20 protein-coding genes and 1 pseudogene are annotated in these 20852 nt (G+C 71.8%); 10 read left to right on the top strand and 11 right to left on the bottom strand.

The genetic code is table 11. The annotated features are described in order from the left end of the window. Nucleotide 1: 1 nt before the first annotated feature. From ACFWSK_RS24255 to ACFWSK_RS24230, 6 genes are all read right to left on the bottom strand, one after another. Complete coding sequence (locus ACFWSK_RS24255; protein ID WP_383789855.1) at nucleotides 2–1348, bottom strand: 6-phospho-beta-glucosidase; 1347 nt, start codon at nucleotides 1346–1348, stop codon at nucleotides 2–4. A gap of 195 nt (nucleotides 1349–1543) precedes the next feature. Beyond that, complete coding sequence (locus ACFWSK_RS24250; protein WP_383789853.1) at nucleotides 1544–3079, bottom strand: cytochrome P450; 1536 nt, start codon at nucleotides 3077–3079, stop codon at nucleotides 1544–1546. A 163-nt stretch (nucleotides 3080–3242) separates the two neighbouring features. Then, nucleotides 3243–3857 (bottom strand): ATP/GTP-binding protein, encoded by a 615-nt coding sequence (locus tag ACFWSK_RS24245; protein ID WP_383789850.1) that lies wholly within the window; start codon nucleotides 3855–3857, stop codon nucleotides 3243–3245. Further along, the gene (locus tag ACFWSK_RS24240) at nucleotides 3838–4206 is read right to left on the bottom strand and encodes a DUF742 domain-containing protein (protein WP_383789847.1); all 369 of its coding nucleotides are present in this window, start codon (nucleotides 4204–4206) and stop codon (nucleotides 3838–3840) included. Before ACFWSK_RS24240 ends, ACFWSK_RS24245 begins: the two co-directional genes overlap by 20 nt. Beyond that, nucleotides 4203–4610, bottom strand: a complete 408-nt coding sequence (locus tag ACFWSK_RS24235) for a roadblock/LC7 domain-containing protein (RefSeq protein ID WP_328906935.1) — start codon at nucleotides 4608–4610, stop codon at nucleotides 4203–4205. Before ACFWSK_RS24235 ends, ACFWSK_RS24240 begins: the two co-directional genes overlap by 4 nt. Next, nucleotides 4607–6247, bottom strand: a complete 1641-nt coding sequence (locus tag ACFWSK_RS24230; RefSeq protein WP_383789844.1) for a sensor histidine kinase — start codon at nucleotides 6245–6247, stop codon at nucleotides 4607–4609. The genes ACFWSK_RS24235 and ACFWSK_RS24230 overlap by 4 nt, the downstream gene beginning before the upstream one ends. Nucleotides 6248–6699: 452 nt before the next feature. Here ACFWSK_RS24230 and ACFWSK_RS24225 point away from each other — a divergent pair, with 452 nt between their 5' ends. Further along, nucleotides 6700–7497 carry an IclR family transcriptional regulator gene (locus ACFWSK_RS24225; RefSeq protein ID WP_383789841.1) on the top strand — a complete coding sequence of 266 codons (798 nt, stop codon included), beginning with the start codon at nucleotides 6700–6702 and terminating at the stop codon, nucleotides 7495–7497. Between the two features lie 15 nt (nucleotides 7498–7512). Here ACFWSK_RS24225 and ACFWSK_RS24220 read toward each other — a convergent pair whose 3' ends face one another. Both ACFWSK_RS24220 and ACFWSK_RS24215 read right to left on the bottom strand, forming a co-directional pair. Next, the gene (locus tag ACFWSK_RS24220; protein ID WP_383789839.1) at nucleotides 7513–8019 is read right to left on the bottom strand and encodes a MarR family winged helix-turn-helix transcriptional regulator; all 507 of its coding nucleotides are present in this window, start codon (nucleotides 8017–8019) and stop codon (nucleotides 7513–7515) included. Beyond that, complete coding sequence (locus ACFWSK_RS24215; RefSeq protein ID WP_383789836.1) at nucleotides 8016–9797, bottom strand: FUSC family protein; 1782 nt, start codon at nucleotides 9795–9797, stop codon at nucleotides 8016–8018. The genes ACFWSK_RS24220 and ACFWSK_RS24215 overlap by 4 nt, the downstream gene beginning before the upstream one ends. Before the next feature lie 140 nt (nucleotides 9798–9937). Here ACFWSK_RS24215 and ACFWSK_RS24210 point away from each other — a divergent pair. Further along, nucleotides 9938–10391, top strand: a pseudogene (locus ACFWSK_RS24210) (hypothetical protein). Between the two features lie 14 nt (nucleotides 10392–10405). On the opposite strand, the gene ACFWSK_RS24205 reads toward ACFWSK_RS24210, so the two are convergent. Beyond that, nucleotides 10406–10843, bottom strand: a complete 438-nt coding sequence (locus ACFWSK_RS24205) for a MarR family winged helix-turn-helix transcriptional regulator (RefSeq protein ID WP_383789833.1) — start codon at nucleotides 10841–10843, stop codon at nucleotides 10406–10408. Between the two features lie 122 nt (nucleotides 10844–10965). Next, nucleotides 10966–11862 (bottom strand): phospholipid scramblase-related protein, encoded by an 897-nt coding sequence (locus ACFWSK_RS24200; RefSeq protein WP_383789831.1) that lies wholly within the window; start codon nucleotides 11860–11862, stop codon nucleotides 10966–10968. A 71-nt stretch (nucleotides 11863–11933) separates the two neighbouring features. Here ACFWSK_RS24200 and ACFWSK_RS24195 point away from each other — a divergent pair, with 71 nt between their 5' ends. The 5 genes from ACFWSK_RS24195 to ACFWSK_RS24175 all read left to right on the top strand — a co-directional run bounded on the left by ACFWSK_RS24195 (nucleotide 11934) and on the right by ACFWSK_RS24175 (nucleotide 15635). After that, nucleotides 11934–12362: a hypothetical protein gene (locus tag ACFWSK_RS24195; RefSeq protein WP_383789829.1), complete on the top strand. Its 429-nt coding sequence runs from the start codon at nucleotides 11934–11936 to the stop codon at nucleotides 12360–12362. 124 nt (nucleotides 12363–12486) lie between these two features. Continuing rightward, a complete protein-coding gene (locus ACFWSK_RS24190) occupies nucleotides 12487–13143 on the top strand; it encodes a DUF3105 domain-containing protein (protein ID WP_383789826.1) in 657 nt (218 codons plus the stop codon). After that, on the top strand, nucleotides 13140–13793 hold the full coding sequence (locus tag ACFWSK_RS24185; RefSeq protein ID WP_383789824.1) for a DUF305 domain-containing protein: 654 nt from the start codon (nucleotides 13140–13142) through the stop codon (nucleotides 13791–13793). Before ACFWSK_RS24190 ends, ACFWSK_RS24185 begins: the two co-directional genes overlap by 4 nt. A 151-nt stretch (nucleotides 13794–13944) precedes the next feature. Continuing rightward, a complete protein-coding gene (locus ACFWSK_RS24180) occupies nucleotides 13945–15201 on the top strand; it encodes an ROK family protein (protein WP_383789821.1) in 1257 nt (418 codons plus the stop codon). After that, complete coding sequence (locus ACFWSK_RS24175; RefSeq protein ID WP_383789818.1) at nucleotides 15198–15635, top strand: protein phosphatase; 438 nt, start codon at nucleotides 15198–15200, stop codon at nucleotides 15633–15635. The genes ACFWSK_RS24180 and ACFWSK_RS24175 overlap by 4 nt, the downstream gene beginning before the upstream one ends. A 112-nt stretch (nucleotides 15636–15747) precedes the next feature. On the opposite strand, the gene xylA is transcribed toward ACFWSK_RS24175, so the two are convergent. Next, nucleotides 15748–16917: a xylose isomerase gene (xylA, locus tag ACFWSK_RS24170; protein ID WP_383789890.1), complete on the bottom strand. Its 1170-nt coding sequence runs from the start codon at nucleotides 16915–16917 to the stop codon at nucleotides 15748–15750. Nucleotides 16918–17155: 238 nt separating this feature from the next. Between xylA and xylB the strand changes: the two genes are divergently transcribed. The 3 genes from xylB (at nucleotide 17156) to ACFWSK_RS24155 (ending at nucleotide 20827) form a co-directional block, all read left to right on the top strand. After that, nucleotides 17156–18637 (top strand): xylulokinase, encoded by a 1482-nt coding sequence (gene xylB, locus ACFWSK_RS24165; RefSeq protein ID WP_383789815.1) that lies wholly within the window; start codon nucleotides 17156–17158, stop codon nucleotides 18635–18637. 70 nt (nucleotides 18638–18707) lie between these two features. Then, complete coding sequence (locus ACFWSK_RS24160; protein ID WP_383789813.1) at nucleotides 18708–19982, top strand: VWA domain-containing protein; 1275 nt, start codon at nucleotides 18708–18710, stop codon at nucleotides 19980–19982. Next, nucleotides 19982–20827, top strand: coding sequence for a hypothetical protein (locus ACFWSK_RS24155; RefSeq protein WP_383789811.1), 846 nt, complete (start codon nucleotides 19982–19984; stop codon nucleotides 20825–20827). Before ACFWSK_RS24160 ends, ACFWSK_RS24155 begins: the two co-directional genes overlap by 1 nt. Nucleotides 20828–20852: the final 25 nt, after the last annotated feature.

Here is a 20852-nt window from a genome sequence, read left to right as displayed (position 1 = left end):
CTCACGGCTTGTCGAGATGGCCGAGACCCGGGTGGACCTTCATGTACCCGTCGAGCAGACGGCGGGCGACGGTGACCGAATCGACCAGGGGGTGCAGGGCGAACGCCCGTACCGCTGCCGCTCGGGAGCCCGTGTCCGCCGCGTCGAGTACGGCGCGCTCCACGGCCTTGACCGCCGTGACCAGGCCCACCGCGTGGTACGGCAGCGGGTCGACGGCGACGGGGCGGGCCCCGTTCGCGTCGACGAGACAGGGCACCTCGATCACCGCGTCCGCGTCCAGCACCGACAGGGTCGTGCGATTGCGGACGTTCAGGATCAGGGAGGTCCGTTCGTTGCGGGCGACGGCCCGCATCAGGGCGAGGGCGACCTGCTCGTACCCGCCGGACTCCAGATCGCTCTCCTCACGTGCACCGGCCCCGGCGACGTCGCGGTTCTCCGCCATGTACGTGGCCTCGCGCTCCGCGCGCGTCCGGTCCCACGTGGTCAGCGGTGGCGCGGCAGGGTCCTTCATCCGCGCGTAGAAGCCCTCCTGCTGCTCCCGGAGGAACGCACCGCGGGTCTGCTCGGCCTGCTGGTAAGCGCGTACCGCTTCCCGGTTGAAGTAGTAGTAGTGCAGGTATTCGTTGGGGATCGCGCCAAGCGAGCGCAGCCAGTCGGCGCCGAAGAGCCTGCCTTCCTCGAAGGAGCCGAGCAGTTCCGGGTCGGCGAGCAGGCGCGGGAGTTCGTCACGGCCGTCGACGTACAGCCCGCGCAGCCACCCGAGGTGGTTGAGACCCACGTAGTCGATCCGGGCCCGGTCCGGATCGGCGCCGAGGACTCTCGCGATACGGCGGCCGAGTCCCACCGGCGAGTCGCAGATCCCGATGACCCGGTCGCCGAGGTGCCGGGACATGGCTTCGGTGACCAGTCCCGCCGGGTTGGTGAAGTTGATGACCCAGGCGTCGGGAGCGAGCCGGGCGATGCGCCGGGCGAGTTCCACCGCGACGGGCACGGTGCGCAGTCCGTACGCGATACCGCCCGCGCCGACCGTCTCCTGGCCCAGGACGCCTTCGTCGAGCGCCACCCGCTCGTCGGCCGCGCGGCCCTCCAGGCCACCGACGCGGATCGCGGAGAAGACGAAGTCCGCCCCGCGCAGCGCCTCGTCCAGGTCGGTGGTGGCGACGACGGCGGGAGCGTCAGCGATTCCCCCGGCCTGCTCGCCCAGGACGCGGGCGACGGCAACGAGCCGGTCCGCGTCCGTGTCGTACAGCGTCACGTGCGTCACGCGGCCCTCGGCGTGATCGCCGAGAAGTGCCCCGTACACCAGAGGCACCCGGAATCCGCCACCGCCAAGAATTGTCAGCTTCACGCTGCTCGATGGTACGGAAGTCGACGCCCGCGCGGACCGAGGACCCGCGCGGGGGGCGGGGGGGGGGCAGTTGCCCCCCAACCCCCGAGCCACCGGCAACCCCCCCCCGCAATTAATTGTCCGCTTCCCGCGGCCCGTGTGTACCCAAGACCCCGCCCGCGCGGACCGAGGACCCGCGCGGGCGTCGACGGTGCGTCAGTACCCGCTCCACCAGCGCGACACGGCCTGCCACAGCCGGGCCGGTGCGCCCGCCCTGCGCTGCGCGGGAATCGCGGGTGCCCCGTCCGGCGCTCCCGGCTCCCGCGGGGAGGTGCCTGGGGCGTGGGCGGGCGGCGGAACGGACGTGCCGTGGGCCGGCGCGGAGGTGGACGGGGCCGGGGACGAGACCTCCCAGTCGCTGCGCGGCCGTGGGGGCCGGCTCATCAGCGTCAGAGGGTCGGCGTCGATCTCCTGCTGCGGGCCCGGGGCGAACTTCACCGGCAGTTCCACCAGATGCCGGGACATGATGTTCCCGATCCAGCGCAGCTCGCTCTCCTCGACGCCGAGCTCCATGTCCGGCAGGCGCATCAGCAGCGCGTCGACCCCGACGTCCGCGATGGCCCGCCCGATGTCCTGACCCGGGCACTCGTGGGGGCCGCCACTGAAGGCCAGGTGGGCGCGGTTGCCCTCCATGTTGGCGCTGAGGTCGGGCCGTACGTGCGGGTCGGTGTTGGCGGCCGCGATGCCGACGAGCAGGGCGTCGCCCGCCTTGATCTGCTGGCCGCCCAGCTCCGTGTCTCCCACGGCCCAGCGGCCGAACACGGCGGTGAACGGCGGCTCGTCCCAGAGGGTCTGCTCCACCGCTTCGGGGACCGTCATGTGGCCGCCGCTGAGCCGGGCCCGGAACCGGGGATCGGTCAGGACCATGCGCAGCACGTTGGCGATCAGGTTGGCGGTCGACTCGTACGCGGCGATGAGGATCAGGCGGAGATGCTCCGTGACCTCGACGTCGGTCAGCGAGGCGGGGTGCTCCAGCAGCCAGGACGCGAAGTCGGGGGCGGGGTCGGCGCGCCGGCGCTGGACGAGCCGGCTGAGTGCGCTGACCACATGGGCGTTGCTCGCGACGGCGGTCTCGGTGCCACGGGTCATGTCCCGGGCTGCCTGCACGAGGCGGTCGTCGTACTCCTCGGGCATGCCGAAGATCGCGCACATCACCATCATCGGCAGATGCTCGGCGAACTGACTGACGACGTCGGCGGTGCCCTTGAGGCAGAAGTCGTTGACGAGCCGGTTACTGAAGCGGTTGACGTGCCGGCGTACCCCGCGGGTGTCGATGCGCGCCATGCTGTCGGTGACCGCGCCGCGCAGACGCTCATGGTTCGCGCCGTCGGCGAAGACGCAGACCGGCTGCCAGGTGAAGATCGGCGCGAGCGGGTGGTCGGGGGCGACGCTGCCGTCCTGGAGGGCCCGCCAGCGCCGCGAGTCCCGGGAGAACTGCGAGGGCGTCCGGGTCATGTGCAGGTTCTCGCTGTGCCCCAGGACCAGCCAGGCGGGCACGTCTCCGTGCAGCAGTACGGGTGCCACCGGGCCGTGCTCGGCACGCAGTTTGTCGTAGAGGCCCGCCGGGTCGTTCTCCGCCTCGGGGCCGTAGTACCGGCGCAGTCCGCCGGGGGCGAGGCCATGGGCGGGGCACTCGGGGGGCGGCACCGGCCCCGGGGCCGTTCCGGGTTCGTGGTGGAAGGGCGTGGTCACAATCGCTCCAGGGGTCGGGCCGCCCGGTGTCGGGCGAAAGGCGCACGGGGTACGGTCGCGCGCGGGAAGAGAAGGCGTACGGGGTCCGGCCGCGCGTGCGGGACGCGCGCGGCCGGAAGGTGCGCGCGGGGGCGTGCGCGGGCGCCGCGAGCGCGCACCTTCGTCAGGCAAGGGGAACGGCGAGGCTGTGCAGATACCGCATCAGGGTCATCAGCACGTCACGGCTGGAGACCCGCAGCCGGGCATCGCAGTCGATCATCGGGACCTCGTCGGGCAGGTCGAGTGCGGTACGCAGCGCCTGGACCGGGTGGTGCGGCGCGTCGGGGAAGGTGTTGACGGCGACGACGAACGGCACGCCGCGCTCCTCCAGCCGGCCGATCACATCGAAGCTGACCTCCAGCCGCCGGGTGTCGATCAGGACGACCGCCCCGAGCGCTCCTTCGAACAGCCCGTTCCACAGGAACCAGAAGCGCTCCTGGCCCGGGGTGCCGAAGAGGTAGAGGATCAGTTCCTCGCTGAGGCTGATCCGGCCGAAGTCCATGGCGACGGTGGTGGCGGTCTTGCTCTCCACCCCGGCGTTGTCGTCCACGCCGACGCCGGCCTGGGTCATGGTCTCTTCGGTCGTCAGGGGCCGGATCTCGCTCACCGAGCCGACCATCGTGGTCTTACCGACCCCGAATCCGCCGACGATCACCACCTTCACCGCGGCTGTGGCCGTGGTGGGTAGGACGTCCTCGCTCCGGGGGCCAGTGATCGTGTCAGAGCCTCTGAAGTCCATGCATCACCGCTTCGAGAAGGGATCGGTCCGGGAGGGTGGCGCGGACGATGGGCGCACGCGATTCGATCTGTTCGCTCGCGAGCAGTTCGGTCAGGAGCGAGGTCACGACGCTGAAGGGCAGGCTCAGATAGGCCGAGATCTCGGCGACGGACAAGGGCGCCCGGCAGAGCCGCAGGATCGCGGCCTGCTCCGGCTGGACCGTCGGCGAGGGTTCCGCCTGGGAGACAACCATCGTGACGAGGTCGAGCGCGGCACGCTCGCCGTCGGGATCGCCGGTGATGACGTACAGCCGTTCCGGATCGCTCAGCGCCGGGTCGGCCTTTCGGCGTTCTCGTCGGGGAGCACTCATCCGGCCTGCCCGTCGTGTCGGGGCGGGCTCGAGAGATGGGCACCGATCCGGACGACCATGTCGCGCATGCGTGCTCCCACCAGTCCGGCGTCGACCGTCTCATCGGCCAGAACCGCGAGGTACGAGCCTGCTCCGGCGGCCATCAGATAGAAGAAGCCACCGTCGACCTCGATGACGACCAGACGCATCAGGCCGTCGCTGTAGGGGATTTCGGAGGCGACGGCGGCCGCCAGGCTCTGCAGCCCGGCACAGGCCGCCGCGAGACGGTCGGCGACGTCGGGGTCGCCGCCGTGCCGGGCGATGCGCAGGCCGTCGGAGGAGAGCACCACGATCTGGTGGATGCTCGGCACGTCGTCGGCCAGTTCCTTGAGCATCCAGTCCATGTTCCCGCGCTGCTGGATCACTTCAGGTCTCCCTTGTCCCACGCATCATCAGAGTCCTCGTCGTTCTTCGGTTCCTGGGGCACACCGTTGACGGCCTGGGTGAACGCCTCCAGCCAGAGCCCGGGCGGCGGCGGTTCGCCGTTGACCCGCCCTCCGTTGTGCCCGTTCTGCGCTCCCGCGGCAGGGACGGCGGGCTGTTGTGCCGCCTGCTGCGGGAGGTTGTGCGAACCGAGGGGGGCGCGGCCGCGGCTGCGGCGCTGCGGGAGTCCGCCCGCGGTCCATTCGGTCACCACCGGGACGTCGTCCTCCAGGGCGGACGCCGGGACCGGGCCCGTCGGGGTGGCCGGCTTCTCCGTGTATCCGGGCATGCCCGCGGCGACCGAGGGAGGCAGTTCCGTGGACACGGGCCGGGGCTTGCGCTTGCCGGGCGGCGGGACGACGTGCTGGAGCTGCGACATGTCGAGCGAGCTCTGGGGCCGCGAGGTGGCGCCGATGCCGTGGGCGATACCTGGCGCGGGTCCCGTGGTGAGCATTTCGCGCGGCACGATGACCACGGCACGCACCCCGCCGTAGGCGGACTGCCGCAAGGAGACCTGGAGTTGGTACATCCGGGAAATCCGTCCGACGACGGCCATGCCGAGGCGCGGGGACTCTCCGAGGTCGTTCATGTTGATGCCGGCCTGTGCCTGGGCGAGCATGTTCTCGGCCCGGGCGCGGGCCTCCTCGCTGAGGCTGACGCCGCCGTCCTCGATCTCGATGGCGATGCCGGTCTGGACCTCGACCGCGGTGACGTGCACACGGGTCTGCGGCGGCGAGTAGCGCGTCGCGTTGTCCAGGAGTTCGGCGCAGGCGTGGATGAGGGGTTCGACCGAGGTGCCGACGATGGCGACCTTGGCGATCGAGTGCAGATCGACGCGCTGGTATTCGAGGATCCGGGACATCGCACCGCGCAGCACGCTGAACAGCGGTACGGGCTTGGGCCATTGACGGCTGGGGCGGGCCCCGCCGAGCACGGCGATGGAGTCGGCGAGCCGTCCGATCAGCGCGGTGCCGTGGTCGATACGGAGAAGGTCGTCGAAGACCTCGGGGTTGCGACCGTGGTGGTCCTCCATCTCCCGCAGCTCGCTGGCCTGCCGGTGGACGATGGCCTGCACACGACGGGCGACGCTGACGAACGCGCGCTGCGCGGAGTCACGCATCGCCTCTTCGTTGTCGATGATGTCGAGGATCTGGAAGACCAGGCCGCGCAGGGCCTCGGGAAGGTTGCGGTACGAGGCGTCCGCGTCGACGATGTCGCGCATCACCTCTTCGGGCGAGTTGCTGGCACGCAGCCGGCGGATCGCGGCCGGCAGCAGCTCCTTGGTCATCCGCACGGTCTCCGCGTCGTGCGCGGCGATGCGGTGCTCCAGGTAGGCGATGCGCTGTTCGTAATGCGCACGCTGGACGCTCATGGCGCGGCGGCGCCGGTTGAGTACGACGGTGAGCGCGGCGACCACGAACGTGGCGATCGCACCGCACCAGATGACTGGTATCCGCGCGGGCTCGGTCACCAGAGCCGCGCCGGCGGCAGTGGCACCGGCCATCAGCACAAGGGGCAACAACACAGCTCGGACTACGGGGATTTCTCGGTCAATCGGCGGTGATTCAACACGAACCATCTAAACCCTCTGGCGGTTGATTCGGGGGGCATTCGGAAGATCTGCGCACTTGTGATGACAGTCGTGAACAAGTGCTCGAATTCATATCAACTCGACTTCGATGCGCGTGAGCTTAGCCAGATCAGAACACCGCTTCGGCATATTCACCCAACCCCCTGCGCGAGCACTCCGGCGGTAATACACTCACCAGTTTTTGCACTCAACGGCACCGGGCGTGCGCGGGGAGTAATCGGTGGCGATGGTGCGCGAGTCCGGCGCCACGGCGTCCCGGGGTGCGGGATGCTGAAGTACCGCACGCACGACTCGGCCTGACGGTTCGTCGGGAGTGCCCCGAAAGGGCTCACACCGAAGAGGGAATATAAACGACCTATTCGATTCCTGAGCGAATTCTTCCGTCCCTCACAACGGGACAGAGGTACAGGTGATCGAACCGGATCGAAAGGAGCAGATTCATGACCGAAGGACTGATTCACCGAAAAGAAGCCATCGCGGCGACGCGGGGCTGCACCATCGAGTCACTGGACACCGGCCTCCGGCTGATGCGGCTTTTCCTCACCCACGACACGGTCACCGTCTCCGAGGCCGCCGAGCTGCTGGCCGTCGGCCGGTCCACCGCGCACAGGGTGCTCTTCACCCTGGAGGGGCGCGGCTTCGCGACGCGGGACCCCTCCGGCCGGGGGTACTCGGCGGGGCCCGAGCTGATCCGGCTCGGCCGGCCCGCCGGCTTCGGTGCGGGACTGCGGGCGCGGCTCGGAGACGTACTGGAGGACGCGGCCCGGCGTACCGGCGAGACCGTGCAGAGTGCCGCGCTGATCGGGGACCGGGTCATCGTCACCGACGGCCGCGAGTCGTCCCAGCCGGTACGGGTGGCGCTGGAGATGTGGCGTACGCACCCCGCTCACGCGACTTCGGGCGGCAAGCTGCTGCTCTCGCGGATGACGGCCGATCAGGTGTGCGTCCTGTATCCGCAGGAGACGCTGCCCGCCACCACCCCGCACACACTCACCTCACGTGCGGCGCTGCTGGACGAGCTGGCGGAGGTCCGCGACCTCGGTCAGGCGTTCAGCCGCGGCGAGTCGGTGCGGGGCATGAACGCCGTGGCCGTCCCGCTCGGCGGGGCGGGCCCCCGTGACCGGCTGGCCCTCATGGCGTCGGCGCCGGCCGATCGTGGTGACGACACGGCTCTGGCGGAGTTCGCGCGCCAGTTGCGGCGCTCGGCCTCGCTGCTGGTGTCGGCGGACACGTCCTGATCCCGCGGGGCCGGGTCAGCGGCGGGCGCCGCCGATGCGGCCCTCCAACTGCACCAGCAGTTCGCTGAGCTGCGCGCTCAGCCGGCTGCGGGCCCCGTCGTCGAGACCGGAGAGCACGGCGCGTTCGTACGCGAGCTGTTCGGGCAGCAGCCGGTCGACCAGGGCACGGCCCTCCTCGGTGAGGCGGACGTGGGCGACCCTGCGGTCACGGGCGTCGCCGCGACGGTCGACGAGGCCGCGCTCCTGGAGGGCGCGGAGCCGTTTGGTGACGGCGGCGCCCGACGAGAACGTCTCGCGGGCCAGCTCGCCGGGCGTGAGTTCGCGGTCGGTGCGGCGGACCGCGCCGAGCAGGTCGAACTCGGCGCGCGTCAGTCCGGCCGAGCGCAGCGGGGCGTCCTCCGCCTGCTGGAGGAGGGCGGCACAGCGGTTGATGCGGCCGATGAGCTCCATCGGGCCGGTGTCGAGCTCCGGATTCACGGCCTTCCACTGCCGTACGACCGAGGCCACGATGTCGTCGGTCACACCGCTCCGTTCCGAGGAGGTCGCGGGGCGATCAGCCCCTGCCTTCGTGCTGCTGCGGCGAGCGTACGGTGTCCGGCCTGCTCGGCCGCGATGAGCTGTTCCTCGGGCAGGGCGCGCTGCCACCATTCCCCGGCCGCGGCGTCGGTGGCCATGCGCAGTTCGACGAGGGAGCCGGTGAGCCGACGGCGCGCCCCGTCGAGCGCGGCCGGGCCGGACGCCGGGTCGGCGATGACCCGTACCGCGTGGGCGCGGGCCGCGTCGGTGGCGGCCAGGGTCTTCTCGACGTGCCCGGACGCGCGCCGGTTGGTGACGGCCGTCGCGGCGAGGAAGCCGACGACCGCGCCGACGAGGGTGTCGACGACCCTGTCCCCGATGAGTTCACCTGCCGGGTGGGTACCGCCGAACTCCAGGACCAGGAGGGCCATCGGGGTGACGGCGATCGAGCCGAGCCAGTAGTTGCGGGTGATCAGGGCCTCGGCGGCGAAGTTGAAGAACAGGCAGCAGGCGATGAGGGCGAGCGGACCGGTCCGGCTGACGGGGAGGACGGCGGCGAAGACCAGCACGCCGACGAGGTTGCCCAGGGTGCGCTGAAGGGTCCGGTTCCACGACAGGGTGACGTTGGCCTGGTAGAGGGAGGCGGCGGTGACGATCGCCCAGTACGGGCGGCCGACACCGAGGGCGGCGCAGACGTATCCGGCGAGGCCGCAGCCGACGAGGGTGCGGACGGCGATGGGCAGCAGCGGGGAGCCGGGCGCGAGGGCGCGCAGGACGGCGCTGCGGGCGCGGAGCTCGCGGTGGGCGGCCCGTTCGGCGTCGACGCCGAAGATCTCGGCGGTGGTGCCCGGTGCCGGTGGTGGGGAGGGCACGGGACCGCGCGCTCGTGTCGCGGCGGCCCAGGCACGCAGTTGTGCCGGACAGGCGGCAGGCGGGGCGGCCGCCGGCCCGGCACCGTCGGCGGAGAGGTGTGCCGTTTCGGAAGCGGGGTGCCCGTCGAGGACGACTGCCTCACGAGCCGGGCTCACGTCGGCCGCCGTCGCGGCGAGAGCGGCCTCGGCGTGGATGACGAGGCGTTCCAGTTCCCGGCGTACGGGGGTGGGGCGGCCGGTGGCGAGCAGTGACTGCCAGGCGCCGTGCACGGCGGCGGCCGCGGCGTGCCGGGTGCGGTGGCAGGGGGCGGCGGCACAGGCTGCTGCGGCGTCGAGGGCGCGGGCGGTGGCCCGGCGTTCCGGGCCCTCCCTGCGCGACAGGGCGGGGCCGACGGTGACGAGCCAGGAGACGGTGCCCGCGGCGAGGGTCAGCGCGAGGTGTCCGGGCACCTGGCCGAGTTCCTGCGGGGTGAACAGGGCGGCGGAGGTGACGAAGGTGAAGATCACCGGGCCGGGCGGTCCGATACGGGTCGCGTCGCAGAGCGCCTTCTGCGCGGCGGCCAGTAGCGCGGCGACGGCGATCAGCAGCGCGGTCGAGTCCGTCAGCGAGGCGGTGACCAGTGCGGTCGCGACACCGGCGAGCATGCCGAGCACCACGCGTGCGACGGTGCTGGCCCTGCGGGCGTACGGCAGGTGGTGGCCGTAGAGGGCACAGAGGGAGCCCGCCATCGTGTACATCACGAGGTCGAGCCGGTCCACGGCGAAGAGCAGCAGGTTGGGCACGGCGGAGGCGACGACGACGCTCAGCGCCGGCTTGAACCAGGTGTCGGAGGGGTGCGCGAGGCGCAGCGCCCCGACGATCCGGAGGCTGCCGACGGAGGGCCGCCGGTACCGAATAGCTGTATCACTCACCTAAATACCTTAGCAGGTATTACATCTGTAAAACATTTACTCCTGGAGTGGCCCGATGGCCGACGGACCCGGCCGGTCATAGCGTGCGAGAAGACGCCCATGGGCGCATGGGCGTCCGCATGATCACCCGAGGGAGCGGAATGAAGTACTCGAAGCCGCTGGACAGCGGCCCCTGCTGGGTCGAACTGAGCACGTCGGACATCCCGGCCGCCACGTCGTTCTACACGTCACTGTTCGGCTGGCAGTCCGAGACCGATCCCCGCCCGGAGGCCGACGGCTACACCATGGCGCGGCTCGGCGACGCCGCGGTGGCCGCGCTCAGCCCGGTGTACCAGCCGGACCGGCCACCCGCCTGGTCGAACTCGCCACCCGCGACACGGCGAACGCCCTCACCTTCTACCCGGCGGTCTTCGGCTGGACCGTCAACGCCGCGGAGTGCTACACCCACTGGGGCGTGGACGGCGCCGACTTCGGCGGCATGATGGCGATGGACGAGTGCCGCCCACCAGCATCCCGGACGGCCCCCGGGTCGCGGTCCTCCGTGACCCGCAGGGCGCCACGTTCGGCATCCACAAGTCGTACGACGAGCACTGAGGCACCCGGACGCCTCAGCCGCGCAGGTTCTCCGTCGCGTCGGACACCCTGCGCAGCAGTTCCAGGAAGACCTGCTGCTCCTCGTCGGAGAGCGGGCCGAGGAAGACGTGGTTCATGCGGTCGACGCGCTGGGTGAGCCCGGCGTGGGTGCGGGCGCCCTCCTCCGTCAGACGGAGGAGGAAACGACGGCCGTCCTGCGAGTCGCGCACCTTGTCCAGGAGTTCCCTGCGCAGCAGCCGGCTGACCAGTTCGGCGATGGTGGAGCGGTCGAGCCCGACCCGCTCCCCCACGGTCCGCTGGTCGAGCCCGGGTTCGGCGACCAGGGTGTTCAGGACGGCGAACTGGGGCGAGGTGATCTCCTCCGAGACCATCGTGTTCCACAGCAGGTGGTGGGCCTGCTGGAGACGTCTGGCCAGGTGCCCCGGATGCGTGCTCAAGTCGACCGCGGCCACGGACGCCGTCCTTTCGCTCTGCTCCCGGGGATCTCCTGCGCGCTCAGTGTACGAAGGGCGCGTACGAAGGTGCCCCCGTACGTATCCGTGCGGGGGCACCTCGTCGTCGCGTCGTGGAGGGCTCAGCCCAGACCGCGGGCGTCCTGCTTGAGTGCGGTGTCGACGGTCAGGGCCGTGGCGACGACGAGGCTCAGCAGCGGCTCGGGCAACTGGTAGTGGATCTGGAGCACGTAGTTGTCGGCCGTGGTGAACATGGTCTTCGCGAGACCTTCCCAGGTCTTGGTGATCCGGGCTATCTCGGCGTCGTTGTGGTCGACGATCGCGAAGTTCCAGGCGCGCCAGTTCTCCGCCTTGATGGCGCCGATCTTCCGGCCGTCGACCATGATGGCGAAGTTGATCTTGCCGATGGCGTTCTGCTGGACGATCTCACCGACCGGCTGTCCGTCCGGGCGCTGGACGACGACCCGGGACTTGATGAACTTGGCCGGCCGCGTCAGCAGCAGCTGCGGCTGACCGTACGCGTCGCGGATCTCCAGCCGGTGCGTCAGGTACTGGTCGATGCTCGCGACGAACCGCAGCACCTTGCGCAGCGCGCTCTGGCCGACCTGTACGACCGAACCGACGGTGTTGCCGTGCTGGTCGAAGACGCTGTACTCGGTCGTGACCTCGATCAGCTTGGCCTTCTGGTTCACGACCAGGACCTGCTGGTTGAAGAGCGAGCCCGCACCGGGGACGCCCTGCTGGGGGTGCATGGCCTGCTGAGACTGCATCGCCTGCTGGGGCTGCTGGGGCTGCTGCGGCTGCTGCGGCTGCTGCTGCACGGCCTGCTGGGGCGCCTGGTGCGGAACCTGCGGCTGCACCTGACCCTGCGGCTGCACCTGACCCTGCGCCGGGGCCTGCTGACCCTGCGCCGGGTTCGTGTGCTCGGTCCACCGGGAGCCGTCCCAGTAGCGCAGCAGCTGGGGTGCGCCGTGAGGGTCCGGATACCAGCCCGCAGATACGTTCGATTGCGTTGTCACCGGGGCACACTATCCCGCGAACCTGTGACCCCATACTCCTTGAATCTTCACACACCATTACGATGGCGGCGATGACCAGGCTGAGCGAGCGGACGGACCGGCGACGGAGCGGCACGCGCATGCCCTCCGCGGTGGGCTGGGTCGTGGTTCTCCTGGCGATGGTGTCCTGCTGCTCACTGAGCACCGCGGCGGCCGCCCCACCGCCGGGCGACGCCCGGCTCGCGGCTCCCGCCCGGGCCATGACCCCGACGCCGGAGACCACCGCGTCGCTCGTGATGGCGCACGCACCGGATAACCGGGGCATGGGCAGTTCCTGCCACGGCACCTCGGACCACTCCTCGGCCGTCGTGCTGCCAGGACCGCCCTCGCTCGCCGGTCTTCCCACCGCTCTCGCCCCCGCCCCGGCCGTCCCCCTCACCGGAGCAGCCGCGATCCGCGGCCCCTCCAACGACGGCGTGGGCGCCGTCGACCGTCTCCGTCTGCAGATCCAACGGATCTAGAGGCCGGGCCCCCTCCTCGCACCCGCGGTCCCGCCGGTGCCGGGAGCAGGCCGCCCCCTGCCTCTTCCTTCCCCACGCAACGCGCACGCCCGCGCCTGCGTCCCGTTGAACCCGAGGACCTGCCATGGCTTCCGCCAGGAACAAGAACCAGAACACCCCCGCCGCCGCCCGCCGGGCCAAGCTCGACGAAGCCCGTCGCAAGGAGCGGGCCCGCGAGCGCCGCGTCCGCGTCATCACCATCAGCGCCTCCGTCGCAGTGGTCGCCGCCCTCGTCGCCGGGGGCGGCTATCTGATGGCCGCGGCCGACGACAAGGACAAGGCCGAGGAGCAGGCCAAGTCCTCCCCGGTCAAGGGCGAACGGACCTGGGACAAGCTGAAGCAGAACCATGTCAGCAAGAAGGTCGACTACCCGATGAACCCGCCCGTCGGCGGCGACCACAACCAGGTGTGGATGAACTGCGACGCCGACGTCTACACCGCGGAGATACCGAAGGAGAACGCGGTCCACTCGCTGGAGCACGGCGCCGTCTGGGTCACGTACAACGACAAGGCGAAGGACGCCGACGTCGAGGCCCTCAGCAAGCGCGTCTCGAGCACCCCGTACTCCCTGATGAGCCCCGTCGCGGACCAGGACGCCCCGCTGATCCTCAGCGCCTGGGGCAAGCAGGTCACGGTGAAGAGCGCCACCGACCCCCGCGTCGCCCAGTTCTTCAGCAAGTACGTCCAGGGCCCGCAGACGCCTGAGCCGGGCGCCGCCTGCTCGGGTGGGCTGGACAAGTGACCTCCGCGGTACGCGTCCCCCGTCCGCTGGTTCTGGCGGGCGCCGTGGTGTTCCTGTTGGCGCTGGGGCTGGTGGTGCTCACTATCGGACAGCCGTCCTCGGCGGCCTCGTCGGCTGCCGGTACGTCCTCCTCGGCCGCACCCGCGGAGACCTCGGCCGATGTGGGCTTCGCCCGCGACATGTCGATCCATCACCAGCAGGCGGTGGAGATGTCCTTCATCGTCCGGGACCGTACGGACGACGAGGACGTACGCCGTCTCGCGTACGACATCATCAACACGCAGGCCAACCAGCGCGGCATGATGCTGGGCTGGCTGGAGACGTGGGGCAGGCCGAAGAGCTCGCAGCGGCCGCCGATGGAGTGGATGGGGCACACCGTCACGGCGACGGGCGACGGCTCGCTGATGCCGGGCATGGCCACCGACGCGGAACTGGACGAGCTGCGGAAGGCAAAGGGCAGGCCGGCCGAGATCCTGTATCTGCGGCTGATGACCGTCCACCACCGGGCGGGCGCCGAGATGGCGCGGGCGGCGGCCGGTTCTGCGGGCACCGAGGAGATCGAGAACCTGGCGGCGGGCATGGTCCGCGGCCAGGAGTCGGAGATCGGGCTGATGGCGGACATGCTCAAGGAGCGTGGCGCCACCGCCTGACGCGCGAGGGGCGCCGGCCGGCCGGTCCGGGACGGCCGGTCGCCGCATCCGACAGGCCGCCCCGTCGCCCCGGTATGCCGGGCGGCGGGGCGGCCTTCCGCGCTCTTCGGCGGCCTTCCGCGGCCTGCCGCGAGATAGGGTCGGCGACTATATGAAGAGCAACCTCGCACCCCTGGGGCCCAAGGCGGACAAGGACACCGTGCGACGTCACAATCTGAGCCTCGTGCTGCGGGCCGTCCGGGACGAGGGCGAGGCCGGGGAAGCGACGAGGGCCGGGGTGGCCGGGCGCGTGGGGCTGACCCGGGCCGCCGTGTCCTCGCTGGTCGAGCAGCTCATCGACAGCGGTTTCCTCACCGAGTCCGGCAAGACCTTCAGCGGGCAGGCCGGGCGCCCCGGTACGGCCCTCAAGGTGGCGCGCACGGGCCCGGCCGGCCTCGGCGTCGAGATCAACATCGACTACGTCTCGGTGTGCGTCGTGGACCTCGCGGGCACCGGACGGGTCCGCCAGACCGAGCACATCGACAACCGGGGCGCGCCGCCCGGTGAGGTCGTGGCCCGGGCGGCGGGCATCGCCGCCCGCACCCTGGACTCGGCGCGCGAGCAGGACCTGTACCCGGTCGGCGCGGCGCTCGCGCTGCCGGGTCTGGTGTCCGGTGGTTCGGTGCGCCAGGCGCCCAACCTCGGCTGGAACCAGGTGCCTGCCGAGGAGCTGTTCGCGAGTGCGCTCGCCGGACTGCGCCCCGGCCGGGCGGCGCTGCCGGTGAGCTCGGAGAACGAGGCCAATCTCGCGGCGCTGGCCGAGCTGTGGTTCGGCGGCCTCGACAAGGCACGCAGCTTTCTCTATCTGACGGGTGAGATCGGGGTCGGTGGAGCCCTGGTGATCGGCGGCGAACTGCTGCGCGGTGCGCACGGTTTCGCCGGGGAGATCGGGCACGTCGTGGTGGACCCGGCGGGTCCGGAGTGCCGTTGCGGTTCCCGGGGCTGCCTGGAGCAGTACGCGGGACAGGCCGCGCTGTTGCGGGCGGCGGGCATCGACGAGGACACCACCGGCCCCGTGGCCGAGCTGGAGAGGCGCGCACGGGCGGGCGACGCGCGTGCCGTCGAAGCGGTGGCGGAGGCCGGACGCATGCTGGGCAGGGTGCTGTCGGGGGCGGTGAATCTGATCGACCCGGAGGCGGTCGTGCTCGGTGGCATCTACCGGAGTCTGATGCCGTGGCTCGCACCGCCCGCCGACGAGGAACTGACGGGCCGAGTCGTCTCGGGACTCTGGTCCCCGGGCAGTGGACGGCTGCGCGCCTCGTCCGTCGCGGGGGACGCGGCGCGGGGCGCGGCGGCGCTGGTGATGCAGGACGTACTGGCCGACCCCGTGGCGTACGCGGGGCGCAACGGGACGGGGGTGGCGCGATGACCGGGACCTGGGGGCCCGCGGACGCCGGTGTGCTGACCCTGCCCTCCGGCCTGCTGGTGCGCGGGCGGGGGCTGCGCCGTCCGCTGCCCGGCGGTGCCGCGCCCACGTTCGGGGTGTATCTGCTGGGCAGGGAACCGGAGCCCGTGGCCTGGGAGTCGCGGTGGGTGCGCTGGCCGGACTTCCGGCTCCCGACGGACCGGGTCAGGGCCCGGGAGGTCTTCGGCGAGGCGCTGGCGCGGGCGGCCACGGACCGGGTGGAGGTCGCCTGCGGCGGCGGCATCGGACGTACGGGGACGGCCCTGGCGTGCATGGCCGTACTGGACGGGGTCCCGGCGGACCGGGCCGTGGCGTTCGTTCGCGGCGCCTACCACCCCCGTGCCGTCGAGACCCCCTGGCAGCAGCGGTTCGTACGGCGCTTCGGCGCCCCCGTATAACGCGGACGGGCGCGGGCCCGGGTGCGTACGGCGGGCATGGGAGGGAAGCCGCCGCTTCCCTTCCGCGCCTGCCGCAGACCCGCTCCCGCGCCCGGTTGGTACGCGGCCGGGGTCAGCGCACCCCGAGCAGGTGGTCCATCGCCAGCTGGTCCAGGACCTCGAACGCCATGCCACGCTCCGCGGCCGCCGTGATGTCGAACTCCTCGTACGCCGAGCGGTCGGCGAGCAGTCCCGCGACTCCGTCCTCGGCGGTGGGCAGGGCCAGCTCGTCCAGGCGGGAGGCGCGCAGCGCCTCCTGCACGGCCGGGTCCGCGCGGAAGGCGGCGGCGCGCTCCTTGAGGATCAGGTAGTTGCGCATGCAGCCCTCGGCCGAAGCCCAGACGCCCGTGTAGTCCTCGGTACGCGGCGGCTTGAAGTCGAAGTGGCGCGGGCCCTCGTAGCCGCCGCCTTCCAGCAGGTCGACCAGCCAGAACGCCTGGCGCAGGTCGCCTGCGCCGAAGCGCAGGTCCTGGTCGTACTTGATGCCGGACTGGCCGTTGAGGTCGATGTGGAAGAGCTTTCCGGCCCACATCGCCTGGGCGATGCCGTGCGGGAAGTTGAGCCCGGCCATCTGCTCGTGCCCGGTCTCCGGGTTCACGCCGACCAGCTCCGGGCGCTCCAGGCGCTCGATGAAGGCGAGGGCGTGGCCGATGGTCGGCAGGAGGATGTCGCCGCGCGGCTCGTTCGGCTTGGGCTCGATGGCGAAGCGCAGGTCGTAGCCCTGTTCGGTGACGTAGTCGCCCAGCAGGTCGAAGGCTTCCTTCATCCGGTCGAGCGCGACCCGGACGTCCTTCGCCGCGCCGGACTCGGAGCCCTCGCGGCCGCCCCACGCCACATAGGTGGTGGCGCCGAGCTCGACGGCGAGGTCGATGTTGCGGAGGGTCTTGCGGAGCGCGTAACGGCGTACGTCCCGGTCGTTCGCGGTGAAGGCCCCGTCCTTGAAGACCGGGTGGGTGAAGAGGTTCGTGGTGGCCATCGGCACCACGAGTCCGTTCGCGTCCAGCGCCTGCCGGAACCGCTTGACGAGCCCCTCCCGCTCCGCGTCCGTCGAGCCGAACGGGATCAGGTCGTCGTCGTGGAACGTGACTCCGTACGCGCCGAGCCCGGCGAGCCGCTGCACGGACTCGACCGGGTCGATGGCCGCGCGGGTCGCGTCACCGAACGGGTCGCGCCCCTGCCAGCCCACCGTCCACAGACCGAAGCTGAACTTGTCCTCCGGTGTGGGCGTGAAGCGTTCCGTCATCGTCTGGCCGCCTTCGAGTGCTGTCGGGTCCGGTACCGGCAGCACCGGCCGACCCTATTTGTTCAGTGTCATGACTAATCATGCACGGGGCACCCCCGTGACGTAACCCCCCACCACCACAAAACCGGAACGGCCCCTGGTCGAGGGCGTGACGATCACGTAATTTGTTTTCCGCACGATCAAATCCCGGCGTGCACTGCTTTCCCCACACCGTTCCCCAGGCGAGAAGAGGTAGCCCATGCCGCCGCGCAGCGTCGTCATCGGCGTGGACAGCTCCACCCAGTCCACCAAGGCGGCGGTGACCGATGCCGTGACCGGCGAGCTGCTCGCCGTCGGCCGCGCGCCGCACACGGTCACCGGTGAGGGCGGGGCCCGCGAGAGCGACCCCGAGATCTGGTGGCAGGCGCTGTCCCTGGCGGTGGCCGCCGGGATCAAGGAGTCCGGCGTCGGCGCCTCCGCCGTCACCGGTATCGCCGTCGCCGGGCAGCAGCACGGACTGGTCGTGCTCGACCGGGAGGGCAGGCCCCTGCGCCCGGCCATGCTGTGGAACGACACCCGGTCCGCCCCGCAGGCCACCGCTCTCACCGCGGCGCTGGGCGGCCCCGACGCCTGGACCGCGCGCACCGGCTCCGTCCCGGTCGCCTCCCTCACCGCGACGAAGTGGCAGTGGCTGCGCGAGAACGACCCCGGCACCGCCGCGGCCGCGGCCGCCGTACGGCTCCCCCACGACTTCCTGACCGAGCGGCTCACCGGCACCGCGTTCACCGACCCCGGCGACGCCTCGGGCACCGGCTGGTACTCCACGGCGGCCGGCGCCTACGACCCCGAGCTGCTCGCGCTCCTCGGCCTGGACGGGGCGCTGCTGCCGGAGGTGGCCGCCACCGGGGCCGCCCGGACCGGTTCCCTGACCACCGCCGCCGCGGAGGTCCTCGGCCTGCCGGCCGGGATCGCCGTCGCGGCGGGCACCGGCGACAACATGAGCGCCGCCGTCGGCCTCGGCCTGGGCGGCGCGGGACTCCTGGACCATCCGGTGCTCAGCCTGGGCACCTCCGGGACGGTGTTCGCCTCGTCCCGCACCCGGCCCGTCTCGGCGGCCCTCTCCGGCTTCGCCGCGGCGGACGGTACGTACCTCCCGCTGGCCTGCACCCTCAACTGCACGCTCGCCGTCGACAAGGTGGCCGCCCTGCTGGGCCTGCACCGCGATGACGCGACGCCCGGCGGCGAGGCCGTCCTGCTGCCCTACCTGGACGGCGAGCGCACCCCCGATCTGCCCCTGGCGTCCGGCCTGCTCACCGGACTGCGGCACGACACGACGCCGCAGCAGCTGCTGGGCGCCGCCTACGAGGGCGCGGCCTTCACCGTGCTGCGCGCGCTCGACGAGTTGCTGCGGGCCTGCGGGCTGGACCCGGCCGATCCCGCCGTCGCCGCCCGTCCGCTGCGGCTGATCGGCGGCGGGGCCGGGGGCCGCACCTGGGTGGAGACCGTGCGCCGCCTCTCCGGGCGCCCCCTCGTCGTACCGGCCGGTGGCGAACTGGTCGCCCGCGGCGCGGCGGCACTCGCCGCTTCGGCGGCCGGCGGCGGGGACCCGGTGGCCGTGGCGGCCTACTGGAACACCGGCGGTGAGGACCGTCAACTCCCTGCGGTGGAACGGGACATGGACACCTGGGAGCGGGTCGGTTCGGTGCTGGAGCGGGCCGCGCGACCCGTACTCGGAGGCTGAACCCGAGCGGCGAACCAGCCTTCGCCGCCCGCGTTTTGGGATGCCAACGGATCTTCAATAGGATCCGGCGATGATCATAAGAAGACGGCTGCGGGCCGGGGTGTGCGTACTGCTCGCCACCCTGGCCGCGTGGCTCGGCACCGCCCTCCCGGCCGCCGCCGACGAACCCACCGGCTCCGCATCACCCAAGGTCGAGCTGGTTCTCGACGTCAGCGGCTCCATGCGCGCACGCGACATCGACGGCCAGTCCCGGATGGCTGCCGCGAAGCAGGCGTTCAACGAAGTGCTGGACGCGGTGCCCGAAGAGGTGCAGCTCGGCATCCGGACGCTCGGTGCCGACTACCCGGGCGACGACCGCAGGACGGGCTGCAAGGACACCAAGCAGCTCTACCCCGTCGGTCCGCTCGACCGCACCGAGGCCAAGACGGCGGTCGCCACACTGGCCCCCACCGGCTGGACCCCGATCGGTCCCGCGCTGCTCGGCGCGGCCGACGACCTGGAGGGCGGCGAGGGCACCCGCCGGATCGTTCTCATCACCGACGGCGAGGACACCTGCGGCCCGCTCGACCCGTGCGAGGTGGCCCGTGACATCGCCGCCCGCGGTGTGCACCTGGTCATCGACACGCTTGGTCTGGTGCCCAACGCCAAGATCCGCCAGCAGCTGACCTGCATCGCCGAGGCCACCGGCGGCACCTACACGGCCGTCACCCACACCGAGGAACTCTCCGGCCGCGTCAAGCAGTTGGTGGACCGCGCCGCCGAGCCCGTCGTCACCCCGGTGGCGACCGAGGGCGCCGGCAGCTGCTCCGCGGCCCCGGCTCTCAAGGCCGGCCTCTACACCGACCGCGAGAAGTTCGGCGAGCACCGCTGGTACCGGGTGGACGTGCTGCCCGGTCAGGAACTGCGCGCCTCGGTGAGCGTGGCGGCCGACCGTGCCGTCAACAACGACTACGGGGTCCTGCTGCGGGCCGTGACCGTGCACGGCCGTGAGATCGTCCGCGGTTCGGAATCCGGCACCGGCCGTACGGACGTGATCTCGTCCGGGCTGCGCTACCCCAAGGTCGAACAGGACGTCCCGGACGACGAGGAGCTGAGCCCCGAGGCCGTCTGCCTCCAGCTGAGCAACTCCTTCTCGGCCGCCGCATCGGTGAAGACCTCACCGGGCCTGCCGGTCGAGCTGACCATCGACCTGGTGGACGCTCCCGGCGACGCGGCCGACGTGGCCGCCTTCGGACTCGGCCGGGGCTGGTGGCTGCTGGGCGTACTGGTCCTCACCGGACTGGTCGCGGGTCTCCTGACCGGCTGGATCTCACGCTGGCGCGTCGCCGTATGGAGGACCAACTGATGCGTACGACACGTGCACTTGCGAGCGGCCTGCTGGCCGGCCTCGCCCTGGTGACGTCCGCGGGAGCCGCGACGGCCGCCCCCTCGGTCCAGAGGACCGACACGAGCAGCAGTCCGAGCGCCGCACCGGACGGCGAGGCGGGACCCACGGAAGCGGGCACCACCTTCCGTACCGCCACCGCCGTCCAGCAGGGGCAGCGGGCCACCGCCGAGGCGTCCACGGGCGACTACCTGTACTGGGTCTTCCCCGCCGACGCGGGACAGCGGGCCACCGTCCGCGCGAAGGTCACGCTCCCCGGGAGCGCGGCCCGGCACGGCGCGTCGGCCTGGCAGATCGACGTGTACGACGGACTGCGGAGGCGGCAGGCGTGCGTGTACGGCCACCAGACGCGCAAGGCGGCGGCGGACGCCGCCTCGGTCGAACTGACCTGTGTCCTGCGGACCGTCCGTGCCTGGTCGGAGCCGTGGGCCGATGATCCGCTGCCCGGCAGCTACTACGTGCGCCTCACGGTCCTCGATCTGCCCGCCACCGACCTCGGACTGCCGGTGGACACGGAGCTGGAGGTCACCTCCGTCGACGGGGGCGGCGCCCATGACGTGGACGGATCTCTCGCCGAGCCGCTGGTGCCCGGCGTGTCCTCCGTGGAGCGGGCGTCGGACGACGGCACCGGGCAGGACCGGGTGTCCCTCGGCAGCGAACCGGACGACGGCTGGGCCTCCGGCTGGTGGACGGACCGCTGGCTGTGGACCGTGGGCGGCGGCCTGCTCGGTGCGCTGGCAGCCGTCTTCGGCTACTCCCTGACGCGCGGCAACGGCCGCCCGTCCCGGGTGCCCCCGGGCATCTGAGCGACTGCCACCAGGACGGGTGCGG

Source organism: Streptomyces sp. NPDC058620, from assembly GCF_042717135.1.
Lineage (GTDB): Bacteria > Actinomycetota > Actinomycetes > Streptomycetales > Streptomycetaceae > Streptomyces.
This window is presented reverse-complemented; position numbering and strand designations above follow the sequence as displayed.